The 15,156-nt window shown below is 58.2% G+C and carries 10 protein-coding genes; 4 read left to right on the top strand and 6 right to left on the bottom strand.

Annotation, left to right across the window (positions count from 1 at the left end; genetic code table 11):
• The first annotated feature begins 668 nt into the window (after positions 1 to 668).
• Both JNM28_11445 and JNM28_11440 read left to right on the top strand, forming a co-directional pair.
• Positions 669 to 1,412 carry a hypothetical protein gene (locus JNM28_11445; GenBank protein ID MBL8069055.1) on the top strand — a complete coding sequence of 248 codons (744 nt, stop codon included), beginning with the start codon at positions 669 to 671 and terminating at the stop codon, positions 1,410 to 1,412.
• Between the two features lie 110 nt (positions 1,413 to 1,522).
• Positions 1,523 to 4,048 (top strand): hypothetical protein, encoded by a 2,526-nt coding sequence (locus JNM28_11440; protein MBL8069054.1) that lies wholly within the window; start codon positions 1,523 to 1,525, stop codon positions 4,046 to 4,048.
• A 74-nt stretch (positions 4,049 to 4,122) separates the two neighbouring features.
• Here the strand turns inward: JNM28_11440 and JNM28_11435 are convergent, their stop codons facing one another.
• Positions 4,123 to 5,592, bottom strand: coding sequence for a DUF2779 domain-containing protein (locus JNM28_11435; protein MBL8069053.1), 1,470 nt, complete (start codon positions 5,590 to 5,592; stop codon positions 4,123 to 4,125).
• A 16-nt stretch (positions 5,593 to 5,608) separates the two neighbouring features.
• Positions 5,609 to 7,861: a family 20 glycosylhydrolase gene (locus JNM28_11430; GenBank protein ID MBL8069052.1), complete on the bottom strand. Its 2,253-nt coding sequence runs from the start codon at positions 7,859 to 7,861 to the stop codon at positions 5,609 to 5,611.
• Between the two features lie 89 nt (positions 7,862 to 7,950).
• Between JNM28_11430 and JNM28_11425 the strand changes: the two genes are divergently transcribed.
• Complete coding sequence (locus JNM28_11425; GenBank protein ID MBL8069051.1) at positions 7,951 to 9,129, top strand: PDZ domain-containing protein; 1,179 nt, start codon at positions 7,951 to 7,953, stop codon at positions 9,127 to 9,129.
• 75 nt (positions 9,130 to 9,204) lie between these two features.
• Positions 9,205 to 11,745, top strand: coding sequence for a phosphoesterase (locus JNM28_11420; GenBank protein MBL8069050.1), 2,541 nt, complete (start codon positions 9,205 to 9,207; stop codon positions 11,743 to 11,745).
• 16 nt (positions 11,746 to 11,761) lie between these two features.
• Here JNM28_11420 and JNM28_11415 read toward each other — a convergent pair whose 3' ends face one another.
• The 4 genes from JNM28_11415 to JNM28_11400 are packed head-to-tail and all read right to left on the bottom strand — an operon-like array spanning position 11,762 to position 15,026.
• Positions 11,762 to 12,160 carry a hypothetical protein gene (locus JNM28_11415; protein MBL8069049.1) on the bottom strand — a complete coding sequence of 133 codons (399 nt, stop codon included), beginning with the start codon at positions 12,158 to 12,160 and terminating at the stop codon, positions 11,762 to 11,764.
• Between the two features lie 2 nt (positions 12,161 to 12,162).
• Positions 12,163 to 12,684 carry an adenine phosphoribosyltransferase gene (locus tag JNM28_11410; protein ID MBL8069048.1) on the bottom strand — a complete coding sequence of 174 codons (522 nt, stop codon included), beginning with the start codon at positions 12,682 to 12,684 and terminating at the stop codon, positions 12,163 to 12,165.
• 34 nt (positions 12,685 to 12,718) lie between these two features.
• Positions 12,719 to 13,042: a (2Fe-2S)-binding protein gene (locus JNM28_11405; protein ID MBL8069047.1), complete on the bottom strand. Its 324-nt coding sequence runs from the start codon at positions 13,040 to 13,042 to the stop codon at positions 12,719 to 12,721.
• A 10-nt stretch (positions 13,043 to 13,052) separates the two neighbouring features.
• Positions 13,053 to 15,026 carry a PhoX family phosphatase gene (locus tag JNM28_11400; protein MBL8069046.1) on the bottom strand — a complete coding sequence of 658 codons (1,974 nt, stop codon included), beginning with the start codon at positions 15,024 to 15,026 and terminating at the stop codon, positions 13,053 to 13,055.
• Between the last annotated feature and the right edge of the window lie 130 nt (positions 15,027 to 15,156).

The following is a 15,156-nucleotide window of genomic DNA, read 5'->3' as shown; positions in this document are numbered from 1 at the left end:
CACGTCGACAGCCTCAGTTCCAGCAAAACTGCTTAGGACTCTCGTTCTGCTTGGGCCAATCGGAACGTTTTCTTGCCATGTTTCGACCGCCGGCTGCACGTAGTTTTGAACTGTTGGATACCCGTTGACTAGAACAACATCATATTGACAATATCAATCCACTTTCATCGCCTTATGATAGACGAAATTTGGGGCCAGTGATACGCCGCCACAAGTAACGAGAATCGGACCCACGGTCGAATCATATAGGTTGGCAACTGGTGTTGTCCAAGCTGGACTTCCTGAACCGCCTTGACTCGTTTCAACGCATGATTTTGCTTTTTGCCAGCTGTGAGTTGAAACAGGAACATTTATTGAAGTTTCTCCACTGTTTATTGTGGTCGGGCCAACAGTCTCAAACGTCGTGATCGTCAAGATCGGCCTCGTTTGCAATTCCCACGTTGGATCGAATTGAAGGCAAACTCCAATAAATCCCATTATCATTCCAACAATGTACCCCCCCCCCCCCCCTCCCCCTGTGTCAATCCTATTGGGAGAATCAGTAATTTTACTAGGTTTAATATGAAGAGCCGAATGCCGTGCAAAGAATATGCGGCATAATGGAGCAGATGCCAATTGGCACCGCATGATTTGGGCTTTGCCCACCGCAACTGGAAAGGAGCACACAATTGAACAACCTTAAATGCCTTTTGGCGGTTTTTGCCGCCGGGATCGCCGCGTTGGCGCATGCCTCGTCGCCGTTCAACATCAACCAAACCCCCAATTTTGGGGCCGCCAACGGCGTTGCCGTCTCTGATCGCTATTCGACCAACGGGGCCGGCCCCAGCCACATCACGGCGGCCGACAACTTTAACCTCGCCATCGATTCCAGCAACGATTACCAATTGACCTCGCTATCGGTAACCGGATTCGCTTTGAACGGGCTCGGGCTCAGCCAACTCCCCAATTCGGCCATTGGAACCTACGAAATCAACATCCTAGCGGCCGACGGGGGCGGAAACCCGACCCACACCGTGCTCTTTACACGGACTTTCAGCGCGGGGGACAGTGCCGTTTCCACCGCATTCGCGGCCGCTGGGACCGGCGCCAATACCGGCTTCAACTTCTACAAGACCACATTCGACCTTTCCGGAGCACCGATCGGATTGGGGACTGGCGGCAACTACTACCTCAACTTCGGGGTTTCCGGGTCGAACAACGCCACCTTTGCCTGGGCATTCAGCGGGACGGGCAGCGGAATCTCCAACTATCTGTCCCAAAACAGCGCGGGCGGGGGCTGGGGCACCTGGACCAACAGCACGGGAGCCAACCTTGCTTTTGAACTCAACGGGACGATTGAAACGGTTCCGGAGCCGGCGACCTTCGCTTTGGGCATTGTTTTGCTGCCCCTGCTGAAGAGGCGGAAGAAGTAACTCGCTTGCACGGTCGATGGTGCCCTCAGGGATACTGACGCACCATCGACCGTTCCCTAATGGGCGTCCCTTAACAATAATCTGACCGAAAGCCCGGTAAAGTTCGGGGCATGATGGTGTCCGCGCTCGCCGCCGCCGCCCTGGCGCAACAGGGCCAAATGTTGCCGGTCGGCAAACTCATCACGCCGCTCGGAACCCACCAAGAAGTCGGCTCCTACCCGGTCAACATGGTGGCCACTGCCGATAAGCGGTTTGCCGTTGTCACCACAATAGGCTTCCGCCAAAAACTCTCCTGTGTCGATGTCGCAACCGGGAAGATCGTCTCCCAAATCGACTACAAGACAAGCAAGGACAACCCGGAAAAGGTCGGCCTGTATTTCGGGATCGCCATCCACCCCAAGACCGGCGATGTCTATGTCTCCCGCGGTGCCCAAGACATGGTCACCCACTATTCGCTGGTTGACGGAATGCTTTCCGAAATCGATACGCCGATCAAAGCGCAAGCCCCCAAAGACCGGGGACTCCCCTACAACTTTGCCGGGATGTCGTTCAACTCGAACGGTTCCCGGTTGTTGGTTGCCAACAACCAGACCAACAGCAAAACGGGTTATCAGGGGTCTGTGACCATTTACCAAACCGACACCGGCAAGCCGTTGTTCGAAATCCCGACCACGGGCTTCCCCCTGGCCGCTGCTTATAAAACGCGCGGGGCCGGGGCCGACACCAAGGCTTATGTCGCCGGTGAAAGGGATGGGGTCGTCGATGTTCTCGACCTGCGGGCGAGAAAGGTTGCCAAGTCGATCCAAGTCGGGGCCGCGCCGGTCGGGATGGTCTTCAATCGAGCGCAGACCCGCCTTTATGTCGCCAACGCCAGCAGCGACACCGTCAGCGTGATCGACACGGCCAGCGACCGGGTCGTTGACACCATCATGCTGCGGCCGACCGATATGATCAACATCCCTGGGGCGGGGCCGCTCGGTGTCACCCTCTCGGATGACGAACGCACGCTTTACGCCACCCTCGGCGATATGGACGCGGTCGCCGCCGTCGACCTCAAAAGGGGCGCGCTGGAGGCCTACTTCCCGACCGGTTGGCTGCCGACCGCCGTCGTGGAATCCAAGGGCCACATGCTGGTCACCTGTGCCAAAGGGACACAGGCCATGAACCCCAACAACCCACCCGTGGAAGAAAAAGGCACCTACATCCAAGATATCATCGCCGGGACGGTGACCCACTTGGCCACACCCAAACCGTCAGAGTTCAAGTCCCTAACGCGCCAAGTTGTGGTCAACAACCGAATCAAGCCCGGGCTCGACGCCACCAAGCGCACCGGATTCCAAAACCCGGGAATCAAGTACGTCATCTACATCATCAAAGAAAACCGGACATATGACAATGTCCTGGGCGACATCCCCAAAGGGAACGGCGACCCAAAGCTCACCCTGTTCCCCCGCGCCGTCACCCCGAACCAGCACGCCTTAGCCGAACGGTTCGTTCTGCTGGACAACTTCTATGTCTGCGCCGAAGTCAGCCAAGACGGTTGGCAATGGTCGCTTAGTGGCAACACTTCGCCCTACGGATCCCGGAACACGCCCTACAACTACAGCGGCCGTGGCCGGAACTACGACACCGAAGGCGGAGTCAACGGCGAGCCCGTCGAGCTTTTTGGCCAAAAAAACGTGGCCAAGCCGGCGAGTGGCTACATTTGGGAGAATATGGCCGCCAACAAAGTCACCTACCGGAACTACGGAATGTTTGCTGCGTTCGTCGGTGACGATGACAAGCGCAAATCGCTGGATCCCAATGCCCGCGACAGCTACCCCCTTATCCCCGTTCTCCAGGGGCACACCAATGTCAACTTCCGGCACTACGACAACAACTATAGCGATTCGCCAATCTACGACGAATATGGCGGTTTCACTTGGCAAGCCCGGGTCAAAACTTATGGGGAATTCAAGTCGACAAACCGGTTCGACGAGTGGAACCGCGAGTTCCAGCAATTTGTCGAGCAAGGCGAGATGCCCCGGTTCCAAACCGTGAGGTTGGGGAACGACCACACCTTGGGCACTCGGGCCGGAGTCCCCACCCCGTCATCGCAGGTCGCCGACAACGACTATGCCGTGGGCAAGCTCGTTGAAGCCGTCAGCCATTCCAAGTTTTGGAAAGAAACGGCCATTTGCATCCTGGAAGACGATGCCCAAGCCGGAATCGACCATGTCGACGCCCACCGGTCCACCGCCTATGTGGTCAGCCCTTACATCGGCAAGGGCACGCACGACAGCACCTTTTACAACACCAATTCCATGCTCCGCACAATGGAATTGATCTTGGGGTTGCGACCGATGAACCAATACGTTGCGGTGGCTTCGCCGATAGCCGTGTTCGGCAATGCGGCTTCCAACTCGGAGCCCTACAAAGCCATCCAACCATCCCGCGAGATCGTCTGCCAACTCAATGAGAAGACGGCCTACCGGTCGTCGGATAGTGAAAAGATCCCGCTCTACACCGAAGACAGCCGGATCGACGAAGACTTGAACGACATCTTGTGGAAGTCGATCAAGGGCAAAGATTCCCCAACGCCCAAACCCCGATTCGGCCTTTGGTTGGAACCCAGGTTCTTTGGCGACGACGATTGACCAGGTTCGAATCTGCTTCATGGGCTCGGATTTGAACCCGGGCCCATCCTGGCAAGGTTGGGCGGATGGCTCAATCAGCGACAGAGTTCCCAAATCCGGTTGAAAAGCCGAACCATGGCCTCGGTGTCTCGCTCGCAATAACGCAACAAAGCCTCGCGGCGGCGGTTTAGCTCATCTCCGGCAAGCTTGCCCGTCCGTGCCTCGATGTAACTCATTTCGGCCATCCCCCCGCTTTTGATCTCCAAATCGGAATAGTCCAAGTCGGGGACCAAAGCGGGCAAAACCACTTTGATCGATGTTTTGCCCCGCATCGCCGGGTGATAGACCGGGCCTTTGAAAAACCCTTCCATATCCACCGCCGACCGTAAGAACTGGCCGAGCAAACCATTCGCCCCTTCGACCCCGGCCGCGACCAACCGGTTGAGGCACCGCTTTTCAAACGGCGAGTAGTGCAAGATTGAACCAGCACCTGAAAAGACCGGGGCCAAAGCGGCCACAACTCCAGGGTGAGGATCCGGCGATTCGAGGTCGATGTGTTCATAGTGGGCCAACGGGCCGCCTGGCCCGGAAAGGACATGGGCGCTGAACTGGAACACCACCAGTTCCCCGCCGCGCATCCCCGGGTTGACGGGAAACAACGGAGAGGCAGTCTCAAAATCCAAAAACACGAGAGGGAACTTCATCCCGCTGACTGCTTTGGCGAGGCTGGCATCCACCCACGGCACCTGGCCCGATGCCAGGACTTGGCGAACATGTTCGGCGTTGGGGCTCAAGACCACAGAGTCCGGTAACTCCGACATCCGGCGGTAACCGGCGGCGCGGAGTTCCTCATACTTCCCTTTGCTGAGGTTGGGGGCAAACAACAGGTCGTCGTCGGGCAGGGCTGCAAAGCAGTGGGAGTAAAAGGGGCAGGCCGAATCACAGTGCCGCCCCGGCTCCACCGCCTCGGCCCGGCCATCCTCGATGATTGCCCGGAGTTCTCTGACCTGATCGAAGAGTTCGATCGACTCGCCCCTTGCGGGACCGGTCACATCTTGGACGGCAAACAAATCTTGGATCCGGCTGCTTGCGATTGCCGGGGCATCCAGGGCCACCGTTACGATCTCCACCCGTTCGACCGATAGGCCGGACCGCTCCAACACCATCAGTTGGAAGGCGGAATCCGTCACATGTTGGTCGTTGACTGACTTCGCCGACTTCACCTCGCGGATCACCCAGCCGGATCGTCCACGGTAAAGGATGTCCACTTGGGCGTAGAGCCCATCGGCTTCAAATGCGGCCTCATAGATGGTCTCGGCGCCACCGGCCAAAAGGCCACGGGTCGATTCAAGGCGCAATGCAGTTGTATCCCCCGCCGATTCAACGCCCCCCGGGTTGAGCCCCCGGGCCAACTGTCCGATTTCGTGGCCGAGCGCGGCCCTTGCCAGCATCGCCTCGTCTGAGGTGGCCAGGTCAGGAGCGTTCCACCTGAACCAAAGCCGCTTGGGGCACCGTTTGCCATCCTTGAAAGCAGACTTCGAAATCCGCCGCGGACCGCTATCCACACCGTACTCTACCGCGTTACCGGTCGCGGAACAGCCATTCGGTTGGCACGCTGCGGCGGCGGAAACCCTTTGCCTCGACTTCCCAAAGTAGTTCGCGGTTGCCGCCCATGTCAAAGTAGCTCAATTCAAAAGGATAGTCCCCTTTGACCAGCCGCGCCGTTGCCTGCGATGCCTGCGCGACACCCACGTTCGGCAAATCGATGAGCTGGACTCCAGCCAAGGTCAGCCGGCTACCGTCGTCGCTACGCAAATAAAAGGTGTAGTCGCCATCGGCCGGGATACGCAGATAACCAGAAAACTTTGCACCAAGCGGCTCGGCCAAATACCGCCATTGGTTTGCCCAAGTCGGGACTTGCCCGCGTTCCGTAGGATCGGCGAACCCGTCGACGCTTCGAAAACGCCCACGGTGCCAATCCGCCCAAAGGCCAGGTTGCAGGCCAGCCCGCGCCGGGCCGACCAAGACATATTCCACGGTCGTAGCCTCTCCCATCGGCCCGCCCCCCCTTTGAAATGCCGCTTTTAGCGTCGTGCTTGCGGCCACGGCAAAAGGGCCGTCATACACCTCGCTTGATGGGGTTGGGGCACTGCCGTCCAGTGTTCGGCGCAAGGTCATCCCGGGCGGGGTCTCGGGCGGATCCACCGAAATGCGTTCCCGGAAAGCCACCATCACTGGACCCAGCTTCGGCCGTTCGATGTGGCTCTGGATCCCCATCGCATCCAAGCGCGCGATATGTGATCCCAGGCCGGATTCAAAGCGGCCCCAATCTTTCGTCTTGGTGTCGCTCCAAAGGGCTTCTGACAGGGCAAGCACCCTCGGGAATGCCGCCTGTTCAACCGCTCGCCAGTCGTTGAGCCGCTCGGTCCATAACTGGCCTTGGCCACCCCGGATCAAGGCTTGTTGGCCTGCCGTGAGTCCGGGAGGCATCGGGTCGAAGGCGTAGACATTCTCGGTTGAGGTGATGGATTCCGACCGGTCGAAGTAGGCGGTGTCTTGGGGGGCCAAAACTGCTGGCAGCCCCGCTTTGACCGCCGACACCGCGCCCGAGATCCCCCGCCAACTCATCACCGTCAAACCTGGGATCGGGCCGGAATCGATCGACTCGTCCCATGCCACCGGGGTTTTCCCCTTGGACTTGAGGTAGCCGGAAACTTGGCGCATAAACCAGCCGTATTCCGCTTCCACCCCACTGAGTTGGTTCCTTTCCCGCAAGCTCTGGCAGGAACGGCAGCTCTCCCATGTCCGCAAATCTGGCTCGTCACCCCCGATGTGGATTTCGCGACTTGGGAACAGGGCGCAGACTTCATCCAGCACCCCGGTGATAAAGGACATGGTTTCCTCCTTTCCCGGGCAGAACGTGTTCACAAACTGAGTGCGCAAACTGGGCAACACCTTGTTGACGCTTTCACTGTCGCAGGCCAGCTGGCGGTAGGCCCACAATGCGGGCAGGCAGTGGCTCGGCATCTCGATTTCTGGGATGACTTCGATGTGACGCTCAGCCGCATAAGCAACCACTTCCTTCACTTCTTCCTGGGTGTAGAACCCGCCATAAACCTCGTAAACGCCATCGTTCTGGTTGAAAAACAGCTCAGCCGGGTTGAACCCCCGTCCGTCGCCGATGCGCCACGCCCCAACCCGGGTGAGGTCGGGATATTTCTTGATTTCCAGCCGCCAGCCGCCGTCATCCACCAAATGCCAATGGAACCGGTTGAACTTATAAAGGGCCAAAACGTCGATGAACTTCTCCACCGCGGCCTTGCCGAAAAAGTGCCGCGACTCATCAAGGTGCATTCCCCGCCAACCAAACCGGGGGGTGTCCGAAATTTCGACCGCAGGGACTTTCCACGGCGCATAAACGGGCTCGCCAGATTCGACTGCGACCGGCAGCAATTGGCGGAAGGTCTGGATGCCGTGGAACAACCCGTCGGCGGCAAAGGAGCGGATCGAGGCAAACCCCGGGCGGATGCTGACCCGGTAGCCTTCCCCGCCAAGCCACTTCATTTCTGGCTTGAGTTCGAACTCGATGTAGTCTTTGGCCGGCTTTGCCGGTTGGATCGGCAACGGATACCCCGTCGAGCGGCGGAGCATGGCCGCGAACTTCTCCGCCTCCGCCAATTCGCCCGCGCCGGCAACGATAACCGTCGATGGCAAGATTTCGAACTCGCCGGATTTGCGGACATACTCTTGCGGCTGCGGGATGATCGGCGGCAAGGTGGCAGGTTGCCCCAAAAGCGCCAAGCCTAGCAGCACCATCGGAAGCCCCATCGCCATCGCGCGCGATTTTACCGGAGCCCGTTCCCGTCCATCTGCAACGATCAGCCGCCCTAGACGTCAACTCAAGTAGACTCTGGGGTCAACGAATGTTCACTGCCGCCATCGCCGCCGCCGTCCTGAATTCCAACGCAGCCCAAAGCAAATCCGAGTGGCCTTTCAAAATTTTGCCAGACGCGATTGTCGTTGATAGCGAGGTCAACGGAAGGCGCGTCTCGTGCATGTTCGACACCGGGTTTTCCGGTTCATATGTGTTGAACCAAAGTGTGAACGTCGGCAAGCCCACCGGCACCATGAGCCTTAAAGACTTTGTCGGGGTCTTTGAAGCCCCAACCGTCAAAGTCACCTCCCTCAAAATGGGCGAAGTTAAGTTCGACACCGAAGGCAAAGAGGTTGTGCAAATGCCCGACGAGGATTACACCCTCAACTACGGCACCCACTGCGACGGAATCATGGGGTTGGAAGTCATCGCCCACCGCATCACGACCATCGACTTCCAACAATCCAAATTCATCTTTCACCCAGATAGCTACGACATCTCGCAGTTCAAAGGCCAGCCGGGCAAAATCGTCCTCAAAATGTTGCCAATCGGCAACAACTCGATCGAGCTCCAGGCCAAAGCCCCCAATGGGAAAAAGTTGAACTTGGCGCTGGATACCGGGAACGCCTTTTACAGCACCACCCACAAAGACAGCTTGGAACGGATCGGGCTTTGGAAAACCGGAGTCAAACCCAACTACGTCAAACAATCGTTCGTCGCATCGGGGGCCGTCGATAGTTGGGATCTTGAACTGGAAAATATGAACATCTTTGGCCACGACGTGCCTTATTCTGTGTGGAACATCATCGACCGGCCCGCCAGCGACGCCGAAGGCGACGGGACAGTCGGATTTGGGTTCCTCAAGAATTTCATCATCACTGTGGACATGGAACGCCGGTTGGTGATGCTGGAAAACTTCACCGGGCAAGTCTCCACCCCAAAAACCGGGGATGTCGGATTCTATGCGTTCTTTGACCCAAGGAGCAACCGCATGGTCATTACCCGAGTTCTGCCCGGAAGCCCGGCCGAACGGGCGGGGATCAAACGGGGCGACTACCTTGTCTCCATTGAAGGCCAAGAAGTCCAAGCCATGGGTTTCCGGGCCCTCCTTCGGGTTTTGGAAGGCGAACCGGGGAGCATCATCCATGTTGCCACTTCTCGGGATGGCGTCCTCAACCGGCATGAGCTCAAACGCGAGCCCATGCTCAACAAGCCGATCCTCAACTGAGCAAGATTGTCAACGAGTCGTTAACAACGGACCCAAACGGGAATTTCTACATCAGGGCGGGTTATCCTTGCCCACATGAACCGGATCGCATGCCTGGGAATCTGCGTCGCCGCCCTGGCGGGTTGTCAATCGGCGACCGTGGTTGGCGTCGAACCCAACATCCTCCCAACGGGCCATCGGCTTCAATCCCCAGGGCAGCGGCTGGAAATGCCGGGGCGGCCGGTTGACGCCCTCTTGACCGAAGATGGCCAGACGATCGTGATCAAAGATGACAACGCGATCCGCACCGTCAACCCCCAGTCCCACACCCTGCTCGGTTCAGCTGCGTTACCAGGGGGAGCATCGCTCTTTGGCATCGCGCAGCGCCCCAAAACATCTGAAGTCTGGGTGACCAATGCCGCCAACGCGATCCAGGTATTTGATATAGCCGACCGTGCCAAGCCCGTCAAAATCCGGGAAATCGCCTTGCCAAAATCGGCAAAAGGCCAAAACTCTTTCCCTTGTGGCATCGCCTTTGCCCCAGACGGAACAAAAGTCGTTGTTGCCCTCAGCATCAACAACGAAGTGCTGTGCCTCAACCCGGCGACCGGTGCCCAACTCTGGAAATCCCCGGTCGGGGTCGCCCCGTTTGGGGTCGCCATCCACAAGGGCTTAGTTGTCGTTTCAGAACAAGGAGGCCCCAAGCCCACGACCGGCACCAAAACCGCCCCCAGTGCCGGAACCGAGACCGCGGTCGATAGCCGCGGGGTTGCCGCTAATGGATCCGTGAGCCTGCTCAACCTGGACACGGGAGCAGTCTCCGCCCAGTTCGTCACCGGCCTCCAACCCAGCGAAATCGCCATCGACTCTGCTGCAGGCATCGCGTTTGTGGCCGAAACCAACAACGACTCCGTCCGGCGCATCGACCTCGGCTCAAAAAGAGACCTCGGGAGTTTCAGTTGCAAACCGGATGGGAAGTTGCCTTATGGTTCGATGCCGAACGCTCTGTGCTACTCCCCATCCGAAAAGAGACTCTATGTTGCCAATGCGGGCAACAATGCCGTGGCCGTGTTCGACATGACCAAGAATCCGCGCCTCCTCGGCCAAATCCCCACCGATTGGTATCCTTCGGCGCTCATCAAGCAACAGGGCAACCTGTTCATCCTCAACAACAAGGGAATCGGAGCCCGGCCGGTCGGCGGAGTCAAGAAGCCGGCCTACAATTCGCATGAAAAAAACGGCACGCTCATCAAGGTTGCACTAAACGACAAAGACCTGCCCGCCTACACCAAACTCTCTGCCGAGCTCACCAAGCAATCCAAAATCCTGAGCGAGATTCAAAGGGCTTCAGCTTCGGGCGTGGCACCCGTGCCCGTCCCCAAAAAGCTCGGGGAGCCCTCACTCATTAAACACGTCATCTACGTGATCAAAGAAAACCGCACCTACGACCAATGCTTTGGGAACATCCCGGAAGGAAATGGCGAAGCCAGCCTGAACAGCTTTACCGACGCCCACATCCCGAACCACCGCGCCTTGGCCCGCCAATTCGTCTTGCTGGACAACTACTATTGCAACGGAGTGCTGAGTGCCGACGGCCACTCTTGGGCAACCGAGGGGAACCTGACGCCCTATCTCAACCGGGCGTTCGGGGGATTCAACCGGAGCTACACCTTTGGTGACGACCCGATCACATACTCACAATCCGGGTTCATCTGGGATGGCGTTTTGGCGGCCGGGCTCTCATTCCGCAACTATGGCGAGATGGATTACGCCACGCCGGTCCCCAACATGTCCGGCAAGGAGATCTTCACAAAGTACTTTGCTGGCGAACGCCTCACGTTCTCCCAAAACATCGGCATTGCCAACCTCAAAAACTATTCTTGCCCCACTTACCCCGGTTGGAACATGAACATTCCCGACCAACTGCGGATGGACCGCTTCTTGGAAGAATTCCGGAAGTTTGAATCCGACGGCGAATTGCCCAACTTTATCACCCTCTATCTTCCCGAAGACCACACGGGGGGCCCCGTGACCCCTGCTGCCCACATGGCCGACAATGACCTGGCTGTCGGGCGGCTCGTGGAAGCCGTCAGCCACTCCCGGTTCTGGAAGGACACGGTGATCTTTGTCAACGAAGACGATCCCCAGGCCGGAACCGACCATGTGGATGGCCACCGATCCATCTGCCTGGTGATCAGCCCCTACACCCGCGGCAAGGGGACAGTCAGCGAGTTCTACAACCAGAACTCGGTCCTGAAGACCATCAACCGGATTTTTGCGATTGCCCCGATGAACCAAAACGATGGGGCGGCAAATCTAATGGACGCCTGTTTCAACCTCAAGCCGGACATCGCCCCCTATGCGGCCATCACGCCATCGCAGAAGCTTGACGAATACAACTCAGCGGAATCGTTGGGGCAAACTGCTTGGGCCTATTGGAAAAAGGTTCAAGCCATCGATCTGACGCGGCGAGAAGTCCAAACCGACCGGGAAATGGACATCCTCTCGCGCTATGTCTGGCATGCGCAAATGGGTGAAAAGCCATATCCCTCAGAATGGACAGGAGCCCACGGGCGGGGGCTTTCCAAACTCGGGCTGAAACTCGGTTTGGGCGGCGGTGTCGACCGGGACGACTAAATCCGGCTGGCGGCGACTAGCCCTTTGCCCGTTCGGTGATCTTCACCCCGAATTTCTTTTTGGCAACGGGCGATGCGTCGATCTCATCTTTGGAAGTGAACGTGTCCGTCACTTTCTTTTCCTTGCGGTAGATGCCGCTAACTTCGACCTTGTCGCCGTCTTTGGGGGCGGCGTCGCCTTCAAGTTTGCCTCGGAGATAGACATTGGCCGTTGCGGAGGCACCTTTTAGCTTGAAAGTGATGTATGGGTTGCCGGCCCGACTCGTCCTGGCTTTGTATTCGGCGACTTTGCCAGAGACCACGACCTCTTTGCCGTCGTATTTGGCCTTGTCTTTCAGCAAGGTGTCAACCGTGACGGTTGCCGCCAACGAGATGGCGGCGAGGGCGAAAACGCCAAGAACCAGAAACCGTTTCATGGTCAATATTTTATCAGGCTCTCGATCTCGTACCCGGACAGCCTCTCCCGGCCATTCAGGAACCCGAGCTCGACCATGAACCCGAATCCGCAGACATTGCCGTTCAACCGCTCGATCAAGCGTGCTGCCGCCTGGGCCGTGCCGCCTGTGGCCAGCAAGTCATCCACCACATAAACGCGCTGCCCCGGCGAAATTGCATCGACATGCATTTCGATGGTGGCCGTGCCGTATTCCAATTCGTACTCCTCGGTGATTTTTTCGTACGGCAATTTTCCAATCTTGCGCGTCAACGCGAACGGCAACCCCAAATCGAGGGCAATCGGGACGCCAAACAAAAATCCGCGGCTTTCGATGCCGGCAACGACCTCGGCCCCCTTGGCTTTGGCATCGGCACAAAGCCGGTCTGCGACCTCGCGGAACGCCTGAGGGCTCTGCAAGACAGGGTGGATGTCCTTGAACATGATCCCCGGTTTGGGAAAGTCGGGGACATCGCGGATCAGGCTTTCGGCAAGGAGCTTGGCCATGGATTGCCGTTTTACCTTCCGGTGCTGAGGAGGGTCAGTCCTCGACCTCGACCCCGGGATCCCACCCTTGTGCGCTGGCGAGCATCAAGGGGGTGACCTCCATATCCCGATCCACACGGATCTGGCAGCTCAGCCGGAACTGGCCCAAAACCCCATCCTCTTCAAGGCAATCGTGCTCGGCTTGCCCCATGGCTGGTTCTTCGGAATGGAATTGAACCCGGCATGTGGTGCAGCGCGCATTACCCCCACATCGGTGGCTGATGTCGATCCCGTTGCCTTCGATCGCTTTGACGAGTTTTGTGCCTTCGGCGACATCGAATGAACCGGTTCCCGGAACCGTGACTTTGTAGCTTGCCATCGTCTTGAATCTACCTTCCCAAGATTCCCGCGATCACGTTCCGGCGCGAGACCGCATTCGCCTCGGGGGAACCGATCGGCGCGCCATTGTCGGCTTGGATGGCAACAATGCTAGGGCGGGACGGCTTGCCCGGTTCTGGCCAACTGTTCTCAAATGCACCAAATTTCCCCCCTTCGTCCGGGTGCTGAATTGCCAGGAAGGCGGTCGTGCCATCAGGGGTGAACGCCGGCCCGCAAACTTCGCTCCCCATCACGCTGGCCATGAACTGCCGGAGTTTGCCCCTCTCCGGACCTTCGGTCGGAACGGCAAAAAACCCGTCCCGCAGCTTCAGCGTCTTCTCTTGGCCATCGGTCGCAATCCAAAGGTTGCCATGCCGGTCAAAGCAGATGTTGTCCGGACAGCTGATGGGGCTCACCCCCTCCTTGGGGAAGCCAGCGTAATAGGTCGACTCGTCTCCGGGGTTCCCACAAACAAGGAACAGATCCCACTTAAAGTTTTGCGACGCGTGGTCGTTGCCCTCCTCGATCAATTCGACGATATGGCCATGCTGGTTGGAATTCCGGGGATTGCTCTTGGTCTTCCCTTCTTTGCCTTCCTTGCCCCGATCCGTGTTGTTTGTACAAACAATGTAGACCCGCTCGTTGACCGGGTTGACTTCGATGTCTTCTGGCCGGTCCATCTTCGTCGCCCCCAACAGGTCCGCGGCGATTCGGGCATCAACCACCACGTCCGCCTGCGAGTGGAAGCCGTTATCGGCTGTTAACGGGCCGGTCCCATAAACAAGCGGCAACCACTGCCCCGTCCCATCTTCGTCGAACCTCGCCACATAAAGGGTTCCGTTGTCCATCAAATCCCGGTTCGCTTTGCGGTCTTTAGCATTGAACCGGTTGGCCGACACAAATTTGTACACATATTCGAACCGCGAGTCGTCGCCCGAATACATCACCACTTGGCCACCTTTTGCCACGTGGGTTGTGGCGGCCTCGTGCCGGAACCGGCCGAGCGCCGTCCGCTTCACGGGAACCCAATCCGGATCGAACGGGTCGATCTCCACCACCCAGCCAAAGTGATAGGGTTCGTTCGGCTCAATCGCAGAATTAAACCGATCCACGTGCTTTTCCCACCCATATTGACTTGCACCAGATCCCACGCCATACCGTTCCGCCGAACGCTTGTCCTTTTCAGAGGTGTATTCCGCGTGCCCGAACAGATCTTGGAAATTCTCCTCCCCGCTCAATACCGTGCCCCAAGGAGTCGTCCCGCCGGAACAGTTCGAAAAAGTCCCCGTGCAGGTTGTCCCATCGCGGTGGGCCGATGTTTTGAGCCGCGCATCGCCTTTGGCCGGGCCCGAAATCCGCATAGGTGACGTCGCCGAATAACGCTTGTTAAAATTCCCGCCGGGAACAAGTTTCCACTTGCCGCCTTCGCGTTTGATCTCGCTGACCGAAAACCCCACCGCTTCCATTGAAACCTCGGCTTGAGACCGATCGATTGCCGTGACATCCTCGACCGGGAACATCAACTCCGGATTGACATATTCGTGGTTAACGGCCAGCAACCCATGGTCGCTTGAATCAGATCCAAATGGAAGAGGAAGATAGGCGACAAAATCGTTGTTGTAGCCGAACGAGACCGCCTGCTCTGCACCCGTCAATTTGGCCACGTCGCTTGGCTTGCCCGTGTCAAGCCGGTCTCCCCAGCTCAAAACAACCTGGTAGCCGTAACCGGGCGAAAGGGCCAAACCCTTGGCCGTGCTCGGGGCGATCGGCCGGAAATCCAGCCCCTCGGCCGCCCCAGGTGCGCCTGCCGCCTGGCCCAAGGCCTTGCCGACTGATGTTGCGGCGATGCTCGCCACCAATCCGCTTTTGAGGAAGCCGCGACGGTCGATGCGCCGGGACACCACGTCTCCGAATTCATCGCCGCGGCCCCTATCCGACCGCACCACCTCATCATGGTCGTAGTGGGTTTGTTTCTCGCTGGACATGCACGAATTCTAATCGGCGGAAACGGGAGCGCGAACGGGTCCGGGCCCCTTGTTAACACTTCTTAACCGCCGAAATGCCCGGCATAGGCCCAGGGCAATTCCTTTGCCGTCACGACTGGTATCATAGTGC

Source organism: Armatimonadota bacterium, from assembly GCA_016789105.1.
Taxonomy (GTDB): Bacteria; Armatimonadota; Fimbriimonadia; order Fimbriimonadales; family Fimbriimonadaceae; genus UphvI-Ar2.
Note: the sequence above shows the minus strand (reverse complement) of the source record. Positions and strands in the feature narration are given on the sequence as shown.